The organism is Comamonas sp. 26, from assembly GCF_002754475.1.
GTDB lineage: Bacteria > Pseudomonadota > Gammaproteobacteria > Burkholderiales > Burkholderiaceae_C > Comamonas.
Genome location: NZ_PEFL01000002.1, coordinates 277,650 through 293,818 on the forward strand (window position 1 = coordinate 277,650; position 16,169 = coordinate 293,818).

Annotated in this window: 12 protein-coding genes; 6 read left to right on the forward strand and 6 right to left on the reverse strand. The window is 59.8% G+C overall.

From position 1 onward, the window contains the following. Positions 1-282: 282 nt before the first annotated feature. Both CLU84_RS22580 and CLU84_RS15855 read left to right on the forward strand, forming a co-directional pair. Positions 283-1,137 carry a tetratricopeptide repeat protein gene (locus CLU84_RS22580; protein ID WP_304441938.1) on the forward strand — a complete coding sequence of 285 codons (855 nt, stop codon included), beginning with the start codon at positions 283-285 and terminating at the stop codon, positions 1,135-1,137. A gap of 43 nt (positions 1,138-1,180) precedes the next feature. Then, a complete protein-coding gene (locus tag CLU84_RS15855; RefSeq protein ID WP_099738265.1) occupies positions 1,181-1,939 on the forward strand; it encodes a tetratricopeptide repeat protein in 759 nt (252 codons plus the stop codon). A 60-nt stretch (positions 1,940-1,999) separates the two neighbouring features. On the opposite strand, the gene CLU84_RS15860 is transcribed toward CLU84_RS15855, so the two are convergent. After that, positions 2,000-3,178 carry an alpha-hydroxy acid oxidase gene (locus tag CLU84_RS15860; protein WP_199173788.1) on the reverse strand — a complete coding sequence of 393 codons (1,179 nt, stop codon included), beginning with the start codon at positions 3,176-3,178 and terminating at the stop codon, positions 2,000-2,002. A 198-nt stretch (positions 3,179-3,376) separates the two neighbouring features. On the opposite strand from CLU84_RS15860, the gene CLU84_RS15865 reads away from it, so the two are divergent. The 4 genes from CLU84_RS15865 (at position 3,377) to lldD (ending at position 9,015) form a co-directional block, all read left to right on the forward strand. Next, positions 3,377-5,035 (forward strand): L-lactate permease, encoded by a 1,659-nt coding sequence (locus CLU84_RS15865; RefSeq protein WP_099738269.1) that lies wholly within the window; start codon positions 3,377-3,379, stop codon positions 5,033-5,035. Positions 5,036-5,426: 391 nt separating this feature from the next. Then, complete coding sequence (lldP, locus tag CLU84_RS15870) at positions 5,427-7,091, forward strand: L-lactate permease (RefSeq protein WP_099738271.1); 1,665 nt, start codon at positions 5,427-5,429, stop codon at positions 7,089-7,091. 17 nt (positions 7,092-7,108) lie between these two features. Continuing rightward, positions 7,109-7,879 (forward strand): transcriptional regulator LldR, encoded by a 771-nt coding sequence (gene lldR / locus CLU84_RS15875; RefSeq protein ID WP_099738272.1) that lies wholly within the window; start codon positions 7,109-7,111, stop codon positions 7,877-7,879. Further along, on the forward strand, positions 7,876-9,015 hold the full coding sequence (gene lldD / locus CLU84_RS15880) for an FMN-dependent L-lactate dehydrogenase LldD (protein WP_099738274.1): 1,140 nt from the start codon (positions 7,876-7,878) through the stop codon (positions 9,013-9,015). The genes lldR and lldD overlap by 4 nt, the downstream gene beginning before the upstream one ends. Positions 9,016-9,168: 153 nt before the next feature. Here lldD and pbpC read toward each other — a convergent pair whose 3' ends face one another. The 5 genes from pbpC to CLU84_RS15905 form a co-directional block, all read right to left on the reverse strand. Then, positions 9,169-11,541 (reverse strand): penicillin-binding protein 1C, encoded by a 2,373-nt coding sequence (pbpC, locus tag CLU84_RS15885; RefSeq protein WP_369826879.1) that lies wholly within the window; start codon positions 11,539-11,541, stop codon positions 9,169-9,171. A 180-nt stretch (positions 11,542-11,721) separates the two neighbouring features. After that, entirely contained in the window at positions 11,722-12,282 is a 561-nt protein-coding gene (locus tag CLU84_RS15890) for an HdeD family acid-resistance protein (RefSeq protein WP_099738276.1), read from the reverse strand. An 83-nt stretch (positions 12,283-12,365) separates the two neighbouring features. Beyond that, positions 12,366-13,247, reverse strand: coding sequence for an endonuclease/exonuclease/phosphatase family protein (locus CLU84_RS15895; protein ID WP_099738278.1), 882 nt, complete (start codon positions 13,245-13,247; stop codon positions 12,366-12,368). 81 nt (positions 13,248-13,328) lie between these two features. Next, positions 13,329-13,724 (reverse strand): VOC family protein, encoded by a 396-nt coding sequence (locus CLU84_RS15900; protein WP_099739068.1) that lies wholly within the window; start codon positions 13,722-13,724, stop codon positions 13,329-13,331. Between the two features lie 110 nt (positions 13,725-13,834). Further along, the gene (locus CLU84_RS15905; protein WP_099738280.1) at positions 13,835-15,916 is read right to left on the reverse strand and encodes a BCCT family transporter; all 2,082 of its coding nucleotides are present in this window, start codon (positions 15,914-15,916) and stop codon (positions 13,835-13,837) included. Positions 15,917-16,169 lie beyond the last annotated feature (253 nt).

Consider the following 16,169-nt stretch of genomic DNA (forward strand, 5'->3'; position numbering starts at 1 on the left):
ACGCGACGTGACTAGAATGCCTGCTCGCTGCGGCTCGCCGTCTATGTATCAGGAGCCCATCAAACTAGTCGCTATGGCTGGCATTTCATAGGCCCTCAATCCATCAAAAAGCGAGAGCAAGCAAGGGCCAGATGATCTGGCGACAAATTGCTTCACGCGGCCTCGGCTCTATCTTTCAGGAAAAATTCCTTGGACCCGCCTGAAGTCATGCCGAGTTTTGTCGCGGCAGGCTAAGCGCAGCGTATCTACCTCAGGAACATCAGGAAAAAAATGAAGAAACACATGCTCCCTCTTTACTCCGCTGCCGCATTGCTGCTTGCCAGCACCTTGGCAGTGGCGCAGCCCGCAGACCTGGTGCGCAAAGCACAGGCAGGTGATGCTCAGGCCCAGCTTGACCTTGGCCAGATGTATGTAGAGGGCCGCGGTGTGGCACAAAACGATGAGAAAGCCGCGCAATGGTTTGGCCTGGCGGCGGCACAAGGCAATGCCTTGAGCCAGAGCAATCTCGGATTGATGTACGACCAGGGCCGTGGCGTGGCGAAGAACGATGTGGAAGCCGTCAAGTGGTATCGCCTCTCGGCGGCGCAGGGAGAGGCCAACGGTCAGTTCAATCTGGGTGTGATGTACGAAGACGGCCGCGGTGTGGAGCAAAGCGATCAGGAGGCCATCAAGTGGTATCGACTCGCGGCAGCGCAGAACCTTCTCGACGCCCAGTACAACCTGGGGCTGATGTATGTCAGCGGCCGCGGTGTGGAACAGAGCGATAAGGAAGCTGCCAAATGGTTTGGCATTACGGCGGCCAAGGGCCACGACTCGGGCCAGGTCAACCTTGCCGTGATGTATGCCACCGGTCGCGGCGTGCCGCTCAATGAAAAGGAAGCCGCCAGGTTGCTGGGCCTGGCCGCAGAGCAAGGCAATGCAACGGCGCAGGTGAACCTTGGCACGATGTTTGAAGAAGGACGCGGCGTCAAACGCAGCCTGTCTCAGGCCTATTTCTGGTATGCCTTGGCGGCCGCTCAGGACCTGGAAGACACGGAGTCGCTGCGCGATGAAGCCGCCCAGAAGCTCAAACCTGCCGAGCGCGCTGCACTGGACAAGAAGATCAGTGCGTGGAAACCCAAGACAACGAACCGCTGAGTTTGCACGCTCGAAACCGCCACTCTTTATCGACAAATACGCCATGAAAAAGCAATTCAGCCATCTCCTCTGTGCAGCCGCCCTGCTGCTCTCCAGCCCGCTGGTCATCGCGCAATCCGCAGACCTGTTGCAAAAAGCCCAGGCGGGCGATGCACAGGCACAGTTCAAGCTCGCCGCCGTCTACCTCACGGGCCGGGGCGGGCCAAAAAATGATGATGAAGCCGCCAAGTGGTTCATGCTTGCAGCAAAGCAGGGCCATGCGGAAAGCCAGGCCAATATTGGCCTGATGTACGGACGCGGGCGCGGTGTGCCGCAAAGCGATGAAGAGGCGGTCAAATGGTATCGCCTGTCCGCAGAACAAGGTGATATCGATGGCATCTTCAACCTCGCCGTGATGTATGACGATGGCCGTGGCGTGGCAGAAAATCAGGAAGAAGCCGTCAGGCTGTACCGCCTTGGGGTGGCGCAAAACCATGCCTCAAGTCAAAGCAATCTCGGCTACATGTACGACCATGGCCGCGGCGTGGCGCAAGACAGCAAGGAGGCTTTCAAGTGGTACATGATTGCCGCAGAACAAGGCGATGCCAACAGCCAGTTCAACGTGGGCTCCATGTACGCCTTGGGCCGAGGTGTTAAGCAAAGCTGGCCCCAGGCTTATTTCTGGGCGCTGCTGGCAGCCAGGGATGGTGAAAAGGATTCGGCCAAGCAGCAGGAAATCATTGCCAAAAAATTGAAGCCTGCGCAACGCACAAAAATCCAGCAGCAAGTGCTGGAATGGAAGCCCAAAGCTGGCAATTCCTGAACGCCAGTCTGAGATCACGGCGGCTTGCAGCGCAGCAAGCCGCCAGCAAAGCAGATCAGATCAGATCAGATCAAACGGCCTAGGGTAGGTGCCGGGCAACAGGATTTCGCTGCCTACCTTGTTGATATTGGTGTGGCCGCAAAAAGCCATGGTGGTGTCCAGCTCCTTGTGGATGATCTGCAGCGCCTTGGTCACACCCTCCTGACCGTAAGCACCCAGACCATAGAGGAAGCTGCGGCCGATCATCGTGCCTTGCGCACCAAGCGCGCGGGCCTTGAGCACGTCCTGCCCGCTGCGAATGCCGCCATCCATCCACACTTCGATGTCCTTGCCAGCGGCCTCGACAATCGAGGGCAGTGCCGCAATCGACGAAGGCGCACCATCGAGCTGGCGGCCACCATGGTTGCTGACGATCAGCGCGTCCGCTCCACTTTGCGCGGCCAATCGGGCGTCTTCGGCATCCATCACGCCCTTCAAGATGATCTTTCCACCCCAGAGTTTCTTGATCCATTCCACGTCGCTCCAGTTAAGCGAGGGGTCGAACTGATCGGCTGTCCAGGACGACAGCGAGGACACATCGCCCACGCCATCCACATGGCCGACGATGTTGCCAAAAGTGCGGCGACGGGTGCCCAGCATGCCCATGCACCAGTGCGGCTTGGTGGCCAGATTGATCAGGTTGGCAATCGTGGGTTTGGGCGGCGTAGACAGGCCATTTTTAATGTCCTTGTGGCGCTGACCCAGAATCTGCAAGTCCAACGTGACCACCAGCGCCGAGCAGTTGGCAGCTTTGGCGCGGTGGATCAGCCGCTCCATGAAGGCCTTGTCGCGCATCACATAGAGCTGGAACCAAAAAGGGTGGCGATCTGTGTGTTCAGCAATGTCTTCTAGCGAGCAAATGCTCATGGTCGATAGCGTGAACGGCACGCCGAACGCCTTGGCCGCCTTGGCACCCAGAATCTCTCCATCGGCATGCTGCATGCCGGTCAGGCCTGTGGGCGCAATGGCCACTGGCATGGCCACATCCTCACCAATCATGGTCGTGCGAGTGCTGCGCCCTTCCATGTTCACAGCTACGCGCTGGCGCAACTTGATCTTCTGGAAGTCGTCTTCGTTGGAGCGATAAGTGCCCTGGGTGTAGGAGCCCGAATCCGCATAGTCATAAAACATGCGCGGCACGCGGCGCTTGGCCACCACACGCAGGTCTTCAATACAGGTGATTTTGGAGAGATCGCTCACGATTTCTAGCCTTGTTATTGGAACTGGACCCGATGGTAGCTTTCATCACTGCCACGCGAACAGCTTCTTGGGTTGAAGTGATTTATGCCGGTATTGAAATTTTCTACAGCGGCGTTCAATCGAGGGCTAATGCTAGGTCTATAAGCCCAGTCACACCGCCACCATCCTCGTCATCCATACAAAAAGGAGACAAAGGCAATGGTTTGGCAACAGGTCTATGACCCTCTCTCGAATATGTGGCTATCCACATTGCTAGCGGCAATTCCTGTCGTGGTGATGCTGGTCGGCCTGGGCTTTTTGCACATGAAGGCCCACCTGGCAGCCGGCGCGGGCCTCGTTGCCGCGTTGATTATTGCTGTCTTCGTCTACAACATGCCGGCCGAGATGGCCGGCCGCGCCGCCTTGTTCGGCGGCTTCACTGGTCTGCTGCCCATTGGCTGGATCGTGCTGACCATCATCTTTTTGCATCAGCTCACCGAGCAAAACGGCAGCTTCAAGGTGCTGCAGGATTCGCTGTCGGGCATCACCCCCGACCGCCGCATCCAGCTCTTGCTGATTGCCTTTGCCTTCGGTGCATTTTTCGAAGGTGCAGCGGGCTTTGGCACACCGGTAGCGGTGACGGCCGCCATCCTGATCGGTCTGGGCTTCTCGCCGCTGGCCGCTTCGGGTCTTTCGCTGATCGCCAATACCGCTCCCGTGGCCTTTGGCGCGCTGGGCACGCCGGTGATCACCCTGGCCAAGGTGCACGGCTACGACCTGATGGAAGTGACGGCCATGATTGGCCGCCAGCTGCCCTTCTTCTCGGTGCTCGTGCCTTTCTGGCTGATCTGGGCCTTTGCCGGACGCAAGGGCATGATGGAAATCTGGCCCGCCATTTTGGTCACCGGCCTGTCTTTTGCGATTCCCCAGTATCTGGTCTCCAACTTCATCGGCCCCGAGCTGGTGGACATCATTGCCGCCATCGTCTCCATGGTCAGCCTGGTGCTGTTCCTGCGCGTCTGGCAGCCCAAGAGAATCTGGACCTCGGCCTCGCTGCGCGGCAAGGATGTCAGCGCTGCTGAAGCCAAGCCACCCCAGCCCGTGGTCAAGCACAGCCGCTCGGCCCTGATTGCTGCCTGGATGCCCTGGTTGATTCTGTCGGTCTTCGTGTTCATCTGGGGCCTGCCTCCGTTCAAGGCATGGCTCAACAGCATCTTTGCCCCGGCCTTCCCCATGACGGGCCTGCACAATCTGATCGAGAAAATGCCGCCCGTGGTGCCCAAGCCCACCAAGGAAGGCGCGGTCTACACGCTCAACCTGCTGTCGGCCACCGGCACCGGCATTTTACTGTCGGCCATCGTCAGCGCCCTGATCATGAAGTACAGCCCGGTAGCCATTGTGCGCACCTTCTTCAAGACCATCTGGCTGGTTCGCTACTCGCTGCTGACCATTGTGCTGATGCTGGCCCTGGGCACGCTGACCCGCTACTCCGGCACCGACACCACACTGGGTCTGGCCTTTGCCAACACCGGCATGTTCTACCCCTTCTTCGGCACCTTGATGGGCTGGTTGGGCGTAGCGCTGACGGGCTCGGACACGGCATCCAACGTACTGTTTGGCGGCATGCAGAAGGTGGCAGCCGAGCAACTGGGCCTGTCTCCCAATTTGATGGGTGCAGCCAATAGCTCGGGCGGCGTGATGGGCAAGATGATCGATGCGCAGTCCATCGTTGTGGCCTCCACCGCCACCCGCTGGTTCAACCATGAAGGCGACATCCTGCGCTATGTGTTCTTCCACTCGATTGCGCTGGCCTGTCTGATGGGTCTGTATGTCACATTGCAGGCCTATGTCTGGCCCTTCCATCTGATGGTCAATTAATCGCTCACTGACCGATAGCAACAGCCGCAAGTCCCGTCAGGGCTTGCGGCTTTTTTGCACTCAATTTCTGGCCTGCTTCGCCCATCACCCACCGCTTCATTGCATGCAGAAATATTTCGGACAGCCTTTAGCCCCTCAATTGGTACTACCAATAAATCACAACAATCAAGGGAAAACCACTAATTTATCCATTGAAATCGATTTCTATAATGCGATCCACTCGAGTTTTACTTTAATTGGTCATACCAATTTACACCAAAGCACAAGCCAGCCACCCGGTGTCGGGAATGGCACAGCCCGCTTGCTGCACGGTGCTATTAAAAATTGACGGGAAGACTTCTGGAGCGCCAGGAGGCTTGCCCTTCCCGCGCATATCCAGGAGATCAAGGCAATGCAAGAAATCTGGTCGCAGAACTACGACCCCGCAGGCAATGTGTGGGTGTCGGCGCTGGTGGCGCTCATACCCATCCTGTTTTTCTTCCTCGCGCTAACCAAGCTGCGACTCAAGGGCTATGTGGCGGGCACCATCACGGTGGTGCTGTCGCTGGCCGTGGCGCTGCTCTTCTATCGCATGCCAGTCGCCAACGCCCTGGCTGCGGGCGTCTATGGTTTCTTCTACGGTCTGTGGCCCATAGCCTGGATCATTGTTGCGGCGGTGTTTCTCTACAAGGTTTCGGTCAAGACCGGACAGTTCGACATCATCCGCTCCTCGATTCTGTCGGTCACGGAAGATCAGCGTCTGCAGCTAATTCTGGTGGGCTTTTGCTTTGGTGCCTTCCTTGAAGGAGCAGCCGGCTTTGGTGCGCCTGTGGCCATCACGGCGGCGTTGCTGGTGGGCCTGGGCTTCAAGCCCCTGTATGCAGCCGGTCTGTGCCTGATCGGCAATACCGCACCAGTGGCTTTTGGCGCCATGGGCATTCCCGTCATCGTGGCCGGTCAGGTTTCGGGCATCGATCCCATGGCTATCAGCCAGATGGCGGGTCGCCAGTTGCCGTTCATGACCATCATCGTGCTGTTCTGGCTCATGGCCATCATGGACGGCTGGCGCGGCGTCAAGGAAACCTGGCCTGCCGTGCTGGTCGGTGGCGGAAGCTTTGCGCTGACCCAGTTCCTGACCGCCAACTACATCGGCCCCGAACTACCCGACATCACCTCGGCCATCGTCGCCCTGGTGACGCTGACGACCTTCCTCAAGTTCTGGCAACCCAAGCGCATCTTCCGCTTCGAGCCAGAGCCCGGCAGCGTCAGCATCAATACGGCAAGCCCTATCAAGCTGACGGCGGGCGTGGTGTTCAAGGCCTGGTCGCCCTTCATCATCCTGACAGCGATGGTGACGATCTGGAGCCTCAAGCCCTTCAAGGCGCTGTTCGCTGCGGGCGGTGCGCTGTCCAGCACGGTGTTCAACATTCCCGTGCCCATGCTGCACAACCTCGTGCAGAAGATGGCTCCCGTGGTGGCCGCGCCCACGCCCTATGGCGCGGTGTACTCCTTCAACTGGCTGTCGGCCACCGGCACGGCCATTGTGATTGCCGCCGCTCTATCCATCATCTTTCTGCGCCTCAAGCCTGCGGTTGCGATCAAGACTCTGGGCGAGACCTTCAAGGAACTGGCCCTGCCCATCTACTCCATCGGCATGGTGCTGGCCTTTGCCTTTATCGCCAACTACTCAGGCCTGTCCACCACGCTGGCCATGGCGCTGGCCCATACGGGCAAGGCTTTTGCGTTCTTCTCACCCTTCCTGGGCTGGATCGGCGTGTTCCTCACGGGTTCGGACACCTCGGCCAATGCCTTGTTCGGTGCCCTGCAGGCCACAACCGCCGCACAACTGGGCTTGCCCGAGGTGCTGGCCGTAACCGCCAACACCACGGGCGGCGTGACTGGCAAGATGATTTCGCCCCAGTCCATAGCCATTGCCTGCGCGGCTGTGGGCCTGGCGGGCAAGGAGTCGGACTTGTTCCGCTTTACCGTCAAGCACAGCCTGGCCTTCCTGGTGCTGATAGGCATCATCTGCACGCTGCAGGCCTATGTGTTTCCGTGGATGATTCCAACCACGTAAAACTCTCGGTAGATTCCATGCCCGCCCCACGCCTGTCCGACCGCGTTGCCCAGCAATTGCAGGAGCTGATCCAGAGCACCCAACTCCAGAGCGGCGACAAGCTGCCAACCGAGCGGGCGCTGGCCGAACAGCTGGGCGTGTCGCGCACGGCTTTGCGTGAGGCCATTCAGAAGCTGTCCAGCCGGGGGCTGCTCGAAAGTCGTGTGGGTTCCGGCACCTTTGTCTGCTCGCGCGTGCCGCTATGGCACCAGCAAGCCGTCGCGCCGCTGGAGCCGCTGCTGCTTGACGACCCCCAGTACCGCTACGACGTACTCGAAGCACGCCAGGCACTGGAACTTAGCACCGCCTGGTATGCGGCCCAGCGCGCCACGGCCAAGGACAGGGATCGCATCCGTCACTGCTTTGACGACATGCTGCTCCACCAGCAGGCGCGCGATGCAGCAAGCGCGGCCCGCTCGGACGCCCAGTTCCATCTGGCCATCGCCGAAGCCTCGCACAACGCCGTGCTGGTGCAGCTGATGGGCAGCCTCTTCGAGCTGGTGCTGGGCACCGTGGCCCAGAACCGGCGCCTGATGTTCGTCCACGACGATCCATCGACACTAGAACACCTGACGCACCAGCACCAGAATCTCATGCAGGCCATTCTCGACGGCGAGCCCGAGCAGGCCAGAAGCGCCATCGGCCAACATCTGAGCTATGTGCATGACAAGCTTTCCGAGTCCGATGCGGACGCCGCCCGGCTCAAGCGGTTGGACCGTCTCTCATCCAGCACAGCCTTTTTCTCATGATCATCTCCTCCACCACCGACTACCGTGCGGCCGCGCAAAAGCGTCTGCCGCCCTTTTTGTTCCACTACATCGACGGCGGTGCCTACGCCGAAAAAACGCTGGCCCGCAACGTCGATGATCTGGCCGACGTAGCCCTGCGCCAGCGCGTGCTCAAGGACATGAGCCAGCTCGACACCAGCATCGAGTTGTTCGGCGAAAAGCTCTCGATTCCCGTGGCGCTCTCGCCCGTGGGCTTGACCGGCATGTACGCACGCCGCGGCGAAGTGCAGGCGGCCATGGCGGCGGACCAAAAAGGCATTCCCTTCACCCTGTCCACCGTCTCGGTCTGCCCCATCGAGGAAGTCGCGCCCAAGCTCAGCCGCCCGATGTGGTTTCAGCTCTATGTGCTCAAGGACCGGGGCTTCATGAAAAACGCGCTGGAGCGTGCCCAGGCCGCCGGTGTCTCCACCCTGGTGTTCACCGTGGACATGCCCGTGCCCGGTGCACGCTACCGTGATGCGCATTCGGGCATGAGCGGCCCCAACTCCGCCATGCGCCGCTATCTGCAGGCCGCGACCCACCCGCACTGGGCCATGGACGTAGGCCTGATGGGCCGTCCGCATACGCTGGGCAACATCTCCACCTACCTGGGCAAGAACGTCAGCCTGGAAGACTATATGGGCTATCTGGGAGCCAACTTCGACCCCTCGATTTCCTGGTCGGATCTGGAGTGGATCAGAGACTTCTGGGAGGGACCCATGGTCATCAAGGGCATCCTCGACCCCGAGGACGCCAAGGATGCCGTGCGCTTTGGTGCCGACGGCATCATCGTCTCCAACCACGGTGGTCGCCAGCTCGACGGCGCCCTGTCGTCGGCGCGTGCGCTGCCGGCCATTGCCGATGCCGTCAAGGGACAGATCAAGATTCTGGCCGACTCGGGCATCAGAAACGGCCTGGACATCGTGCGCATGCTGGCCCTGGGTGCCGACTGCACCATGATAGGCCGCGCCTTCATCTACGCACTGGCGGCCGAAGGCGGTGCGGGAGTGAGCAATTTGCTGGGCTTGCTTGAGAAGGAAATGCGCGTGGCCATGACGCTGACCAGCGTCAAGAATGTGTCGGAGATCTCCGGCGATCTGCTGGTGCGCGAGAACTAAGCCCCCTGAGCGGCTGCGCCGCTTCCCCCGTAGGGGAACGACGGCCTCGCTGCGGGGCGGCCCTTGCTTGTCGTCCCGCGCTTCAGGTCATGACTGTTTTAGCGCAGCGCCCTGTTTAAGAACCGCTGGCCTTGGCCAGCGGTTTTTTCATGCCTATCTTTTTTTCTTGATGTCTTCAGGCCCTGCGACCAGCGCGCCAGCGCCGCGCACCTCGATATAGACGCTGTCCAGCAGCTTGCCCGATGCATCCTGCAGCTCCAGTTGATGCCGCCCTGGCCATGGCAACCAGCCAAGCTGGCTGCCGCGCCCAAGTTCTCGGCGCACTTCGCGCATCACGGGTTTGGTGTTGGGGGGCGACCCAGCAGGAGGTGCAGAGTATTGCCGCGTCACCAGCTGCCAGCGCAGACTGTTGTCATGCCAGGCCTGCTCTGAAGCCATGCCGGCCTGCCGCGCTACCAGTTGCACGCGCTGGCTGTCGGGCGGAATGTCTGGGTCCAGCGCCAGAATGGTTCCACTCGCCGGGCGCAGGATGCTGGCAGATTCTTTTGTCTGCTCCGGGTTCGCTGCAGATTTTGAGTCTTTTCGCCCTCTAGCCTTTGAATGATCAGCGCTAGCAGCTATGGAGTCCATAGCAAAAAGCGGCTGCTGCGTGCCAGTCACAAACCATTCGCTGCGGGTACTTTCAATCGGCATGCTGCCATTGCTCGCAAGGCCAAACTTCACTTGCTGATTCAGCACTCCGGCCGGTGCCTTGGGTGGCCTGCTGGGGGTCTTGCGGTGCAAAAACCCCATCACCTCAGCCCAGATGGGCGCTGCACCGCTGGTGCCACTGACGGAGTGCATGGCCTCGCCTCCCGCATTGCCCACCCACACGCCCACGGTGTAACGCTCAGACCAGCCCACGGCCCAGTTGTCGCGCATGTCCTTGCTGGTGCCGGTTTTCACCGCTGACCAAAAGCGCGTGGCCAGCACACTGTCGGTACCAAACGTGGGCGCGCGCGCCATGTTGTCGGAGAGTATGTCGCCCACGATAAAAGCGGCCTGGGCATCCAGCGCCTGCACGGGCTTGTCGTCGGCCACCGAATCACTGGGTTTGCTACCGGCCTTACGGCTGCCTGCAACCACCGCCCAGTTCACCGGCTGATAAACACCGCCATTGCCCAGCGCGCGGTAAGCGTTGGTCAGCTGCAGCAAAGGCACCTCGCTGCTGCCCAGCGCCAGACTGAAGCCGTAGTAGCCGCCGCTTTCGCGCAGCGGCAGGCCCAGATTTTTGAGCTGGGTAAAGAAAGCATCGGGCGTGACCATGACCAGCGTGCGCACCGCAGGCACGTTAAGCGATGAGGCCAATGCCGTACGGGCCGACACCCAGCCCTTGAAGCGGCGGTCGTAATTCTGTGGAATGTAGAGGCCGTTTTGCGTGTTGATCTGGGCCGAAGAATCTTCAATCAGCGATGCCGCCGTGATGCGCTTTTCAGCAATCGCCTGCGCATACAAAAACGGTTTGAGCGTTGAGCCAGGCTGGCGCATGGCTGTTACGCCATCGACTTCAGAGGCCTGGCTCATCGCGCCCGATGAGCCCACCCACGCCAGTATTTCTCCCGTGCGGTTATCCAGCACCACCAGCGCACCATCTTCCACATTGCGGCCTTGCAGCTCACGCAGATGCTGCTGCAGGCTACTCACCGCAAAACGCTGCAAGGGAGCGCTCAAAGTGGATCGCACCTGCGCCAGCCCTTTGTTTTGCGGCAGTGCCAGCCAGCGGCGTGCAAAGTGCGGCGCTACGCCTTCGCTGGCCAGCCACTGGCGGCGCTGCAGCACGCTGGCGGTGTAAAGCTGCAGGGCAGAGCCTGACTCAGCGCAATTGCGCGCCGCCACATCATCAGGAATCATGATCTGCAACACGCCACAGGCACGCTGGGCCACGCGCTCCACCGAGGCATTGGGCGCACGCACCAGAGCCGCAGCAATCGCGGACTCACGCGCATCCAGCCCATGCGCAGCCTTGCCGTACAGGCTTTGCGACAGGGCATCGATGCCAACGATCTCGCCCCGGAAGGGCACCGTATTCAGATAGGCCTCCAGAATCTGATCCTTGCGCCAACGCCTGTCCAGCACCTGGGCGGCCACCGCCTGCCCCACCTTCTGCACCACGCTGCGCCCGCCTGGTCCCTGTCGCCAGTCGCCATCCAGCAAGCCGGCCAACTGCATGGTGATCGTGCTGGCACCCCGGGTGCGCGTGTTCCAGAGATTGCCCCAGGCAGCAGATGTGACAGCCGCCCAGTCCACACCGCTGTGCTCATAAAAGCGTTTGTCTTCGCTCAGCACCAACGCGGTGCGCAAAGCAGGCGACACATCGGCCAGCGGCACCCATGGGCCTCTGCGCACCGTGCTGTCGGTGCGCTGGCGCTGCAGCAGCTCCCCTTCCCGCGAAAGCAGCAGTGTCTCCGAGGAGCGATGATCGCGGCGCACCTCTTCAAAACTGGGGACCGCATGGCTGGCCGCCGCGAGACCAAGCAAGCCCGTCATCACAGCCAAAGAACGCCAGTTCTTTCCCGGCTTCAGGGTCTTGAAATACCGCCACATGCCTTGTTCCATGTCTGTTGTACACCGTTTGAATTCATCAAGCATTGTCCCAAAGATGCACCAGCAGCTACGGGATAAAAAAAGCGGCTCCGGGGAGCCGCTGATGGGAAGCGTATTTCGCTTTTAGATAGCGGTGACTTTTTTGATCTTGAAGGCCAGGATCACCATCAACACGCCAAAGATGACCGCATAGGTTGCCAGAACCCACAGCATGGCCATCAGGCCCGCGCCGGGCTGGGCCAGCACGAAGATGCCGAACAACACCGATAGCAGACCGCCGAGCACCAGTATCCATTCGCCATCGATTTCCTTGCGCAGACGCAATGCCGCCACGATTTGCAGCACGCCGGTTATCAAGGCCCAGACGCCAATATAAATGGTCAGCACCAGCGCGGTGACTGCCGGATTGATGGCAGTGAGCACGCCGACGATCACGCCCGTCAGACCCCAGAGCAGCACCAGCCACCAGTGGCGTGACTGCTTGCGACTCTTGATGGCGGTATAGATGCCCAGCAGCCCATCGACAAACACATAGGCCCCGAACACCAGCACCAATGCCGCTGCGGAAGCCACGGGCTGCATCCAGGTCAGTACACCAAAAATAATGGCAGCAGCACCACGCAACAAGAGCACCCACCAGCTGCGGTGCAACATGATGGACATGGATGGAATTTCTACAGGCATGAAAGCTCCTCTCTTAAAGGGTTCAACAACATTGCAGCTTGCGCTGCAGCTCGTCTATTTCAAGCTCGACCATAACGGCTAGTTCAAGCCAGCGTCAACATCACAGGCTGATGGTCGGACGACTGCGTAGAGCTATCCACCCGCCAAGCTTGCACATATTCACTTAGGCTCTCGCTGACCCAAATCAAGTCACAAGCACCTGGCTCAGCGCCCCAGGTTCTGTCCACTAGCCTGAAGGTTGGCGGCTGCGGCTGCCCGGGGTTCAACACCTCCCAACTATTGAGCCACTGACCGGGCAGCAGACTGCCCTGCTCGCCGGCTGTCCAAGGTGCAGACAAGGCCGCATATTCAGGCTCATGCGGCTCAAAGTTGAAATCCCCGCACAGCACGGCATGGCGGGTGTGTGGCTTGGTCTGATAAGGCGATCCATCGCTGGCAGGCTGCGGCGGCGCATCGGCCAGCGCGCAAGCCTGTATCTGCAAATCACGCAAAGCGACGGCCTGCGCCATACGCTGGCGTTTCGAGAAATATTCAAGGTGAGTCGTCATGATGCGCACCGGCCCCAGCACCGTATCCCTCACGGTCACCACCGAGCACATGCGCTGCATGCAACGTAGGTTTGCATCAGCAGGCATGGGCAGCGGGTAGTGCTGAACCTGGAGCACCGGCAAGCGCGTAGCAATCACATTGCCAAAGCGCTGATGGCCCTGCGCGGTGAACTCATCAATGGATGCGCCCAGAAAGATCTGCCAGCCCGGCAGCAGCGCCTTTAGCTCATCCAATTGGTCGCCGGGCCTGCCTTGAAGAGCTGGATAGTTGACGGCAATCTCCTGCAGGCACAGTACATCTAGAGCGCCAGCATCGCCTTGCTCACCCATCTGCAACGCGTGCTGCACGACACGCTCCACACTGACCTTTCCATCCATACCGCAGCACCATTGCGTGTTCCAGGTCAGGACCTTCATCTCTTGGCTTTCTTATGCATTGAAAATGGCTGAATTGCTTATCTTTAAAGCGCTAGAAGCTATTATTTTTACAAAGCAAGGCTACTGATCTGCGAGCAGATTCTCGCGCAACTGGAACACATTGCCTTCGCAATCCATGGCGTTGCAGACCGCAAAGCCGGGGCCTTGCCAGCGCTCATCAAACACCTGCCCGCCAAGCTTCTCTGCCGCTATTGCGGCCTCGGCAATCGCAGGCACGGTGACGAAGAACTTGAGCGCCACATCGGAACGACGCTGCGGCGGTGTGTCGATGTGGACCTGCGTTGCAATCTCGGCAGGTATGGCATGAATTACCAACTGCAGCGCGGCGGACTCCAGCACGATGATGTGCTCATCTGCATGCAAGCGCTGCATGCGCAGCACCTGCTCATAGAAGCGGGCCAGACAATGGAAATCCTTGGCATAAATCAGCACACCAGCAGCAGCGGGTCCGGCCATCTTCAACTCCTTGAACAAAGCACTGAATATAGACCCGTACTTTGACGCACGCGTGAATGAGGCGCTGCACAGAAGCGGCAAACACCTCTCTTTCTCACGCGCTGGCCTGTTCAACTATGCCCGGGCGCGCGATTGAGCAGCTGCGTGCGCTGATCTGCACTGAGCGACAGATAGCGTTCGTAATGACGCAATATGTCGGCAATGATTTCTTCGGATCGCAGGTACTGAATGTCGTAACCCTGGCGACCATCCTCGAAGAAGGTCATGGGTTCGTAGACATGGCGACGTGTGCTTTCGCTGGCCGCATCTCGCATCATGAAGGTAGGCACGGCACGACGCGTGCTGCGCACGCCATAGACGAAATCACGCAGCGCCGGATTGGGAATCGTCAGGCGCAATTCCCCATCGGCAACAGACTCCTCGCTGACAACGGCCTGCACGCCACGCTTTTGCATTTCGACCGCAACCTCTCGCATGGCAGGAAGCACCACACCCGCAAGAAATTTGCGAACATCCGCACTCGAGGGCTGATGCACGATCTGCTCCAGACGTTTGCGCCAGTGCAAACCACTCCAGAAACTGGTGGCCGGTGCCAAGTCCTGCGTGAAATGCGCACGGTCAGCCAGCAGCCCCTTCCATAATCCGTAGCACAGCGCCAACATGATCAGGGTCACTGGCACGGCCGCTACCAAGGTCATCGCTTGCAGGGCCTTGAGACCGCCCGCCAGCAGCAGCACCAAAGCCGTCAAACCGAGCATCACAGCCCAGAACAGGCGCTGCCAGACCGGCGAGTGCGGGTGACCGCGTGAGGCGATGGTGTCCACCACAAAGGCGCCCGAGTCCGCCGAGGTGACGAAGAACACGGCGATCAGCAAGATGGCGAGCCAGGCCACCACTTTGAACCAGGGCAGATACTCAAAGAAACGAAACAGCAAGGCATCGACATTGCCCACTGTCTGACTGAGCGCCCCCTGTGCCACATGCGTATCAATCCAGATGGCGCTATTGCCGAAGGCTGTCATCCACACCAGATTAAAGGCCGTCGGCACCAGCAGCACACCGATGACGAACTGGCGAATGGTGCGCCCGCGCGAGATACGCGCGATGAACATGCCCACAAAGGGTGACCAGGAAATCCACCAGGCCCAGTAAAGAATGGTCCAGCCGCCAAACCAGGCCGGGTCGTTTGCCGGTTCATAGGCAAAGGTGCGTAGCGACAGCCGCACCAGATCAGAGAAGTAGTTGCCAATATTCTCACTGAGGGCCTGGAACAGAAACACCGTGGGTCCGGCGACGACCACAAACCCCAGCAACAGAAAGGACAGCGACAAATTGAATTCACTCAGACGCCTCACGCCCTTGTCCAGCCCCGATACGGCCGAGATACCCGCCAGCACCACCACGACGACGATGACCCCGGCGCGAAACCCCGTCGTTGATGTGTCCCAGCCCGTCAATGTGTGCAAGCCCGCAGCCAGTTGCAGCGCGCCATAGCCCAAGGTTGTGGCAATCCCCGCGATCGTCCCTACCAGGGCAAAGGCATCGACGCCATGACCTACAGGGCCATTAATACGCTCCTTGAGCAGTGGATACAGGCCTGAGCGCATTGTCAGTGGCAGGTTGTAGCGAAAACCAAAATAGGCCAGCACCAGCCCCATGGTTCCGTAGACAGCCCAGGCATGAAAGCCCCAATGAAAGAACGTTGACTGCAAGGCCTCACGCGCTGCCGCAGGCGTGGCTCCCGCAGCGGTGGGCGGTTTCAAATAATGCTGCAGCGGCTCACCAACGCCGAAATACATGAGACCGATACCCATGCCCGCAGCGAACAACATGGAGGTCCAGGAGAGAAAGCTGAACTCCGGCTCGGCATCGTCAGGACCCAGCCGGATATCGCCAAAACGGCTGGCTGCCAAGAGCACGAGAAACACCAGAAACAGCGTGACAGAGACCATGTAGAACCAGTCCAGATGTCCTACCACCCAGGCCTGGGCACCCGAGAACAAGGCATCGGCACGCTGGGGCATGAGTCCGCAATACAGCAGCAGAGCACCCAGCGCCAATAGCGCAGGCACGACCACCGGCGCAGCGAAGGTAGTGCGCGGAACAGAGTCCTCACCCGCGCCCGTAGAAGAAGGTGGAGAAGCAGCAGACGGCGTGGAGGTTTCCGTTGCTTTATCACTGGCTTCAGGCATGGATTTCTCCCCTGGCAGTTGCTCCATGATCCAGGTGTCAGACGCCCACTGGCATCGCGGACAAAAGGTCTTGGCGCATTGGGTTGCAGAAGGTCACATTGTGTATGTGCACACCATAACGAAATGCGTGGGACAGCGGCGAGAAATATCTGACAGCAACCTTTTTGTGCAGCCGTCTGACTTCCAAGTTGAGGCAATGCGTGCAGGCTGTTCTGGATAGCCCCCTTTCTCGCATGCACCGCTGAAGCCGGGT

What these genes read in the sequence shown, in the direction of transcription:
- CLU84_RS22580 (WP_304441938.1), top strand. Translation starts at nt 283, where the DNA reads ATGCTCCCTCTTTACTCCGCTGCCGCATTGCTGCTTGCCAGCACCTTG.
- CLU84_RS15855 (WP_099738265.1), top strand. Translation starts at nt 1,181, where the DNA reads ATGAAAAAGCAATTCAGCCATCTCCTCTGTGCAGCCGCCCTGCTGCTC.
- CLU84_RS15865 (WP_099738269.1), top strand. Translation starts at nt 3,377, where the DNA reads ATGGTTTGGCAACAGGTCTATGACCCTCTCTCGAATATGTGGCTATCC.
- lldP (WP_099738271.1), top strand. Translation starts at nt 5,427, where the DNA reads ATGCAAGAAATCTGGTCGCAGAACTACGACCCCGCAGGCAATGTGTGG.
- lldR (WP_099738272.1), top strand. Translation starts at nt 7,109, where the DNA reads ATGCCCGCCCCACGCCTGTCCGACCGCGTTGCCCAGCAATTGCAGGAG.
- lldD (WP_099738274.1), top strand. Translation starts at nt 7,876, where the DNA reads ATGATCATCTCCTCCACCACCGACTACCGTGCGGCCGCGCAAAAGCGT.
- pbpC (WP_369826879.1), bottom strand. Translation starts at nt 11,541, where the DNA reads ATGACGGGCTTGCTTGGTCTCGCGGCGGCCAGCCATGCGGTCCCCAGT.
- CLU84_RS15890 (WP_099738276.1), bottom strand. Translation starts at nt 12,282, where the DNA reads ATGCCTGTAGAAATTCCATCCATGTCCATCATGTTGCACCGCAGCTGG.
- CLU84_RS15895 (WP_099738278.1), bottom strand. Translation starts at nt 13,247, where the DNA reads ATGAAGGTCCTGACCTGGAACACGCAATGGTGCTGCGGTATGGATGGA.
- CLU84_RS15900 (WP_099739068.1), bottom strand. Translation starts at nt 13,724, where the DNA reads ATGGCCGGACCCGCTGCTGCTGGTGTGCTGATTTATGCCAAGGATTTC.
- CLU84_RS15905 (WP_099738280.1), bottom strand. Translation starts at nt 15,916, where the DNA reads ATGCCTGAAGCCAGTGATAAAGCAACGGAAACCTCCACGCCGTCTGCT.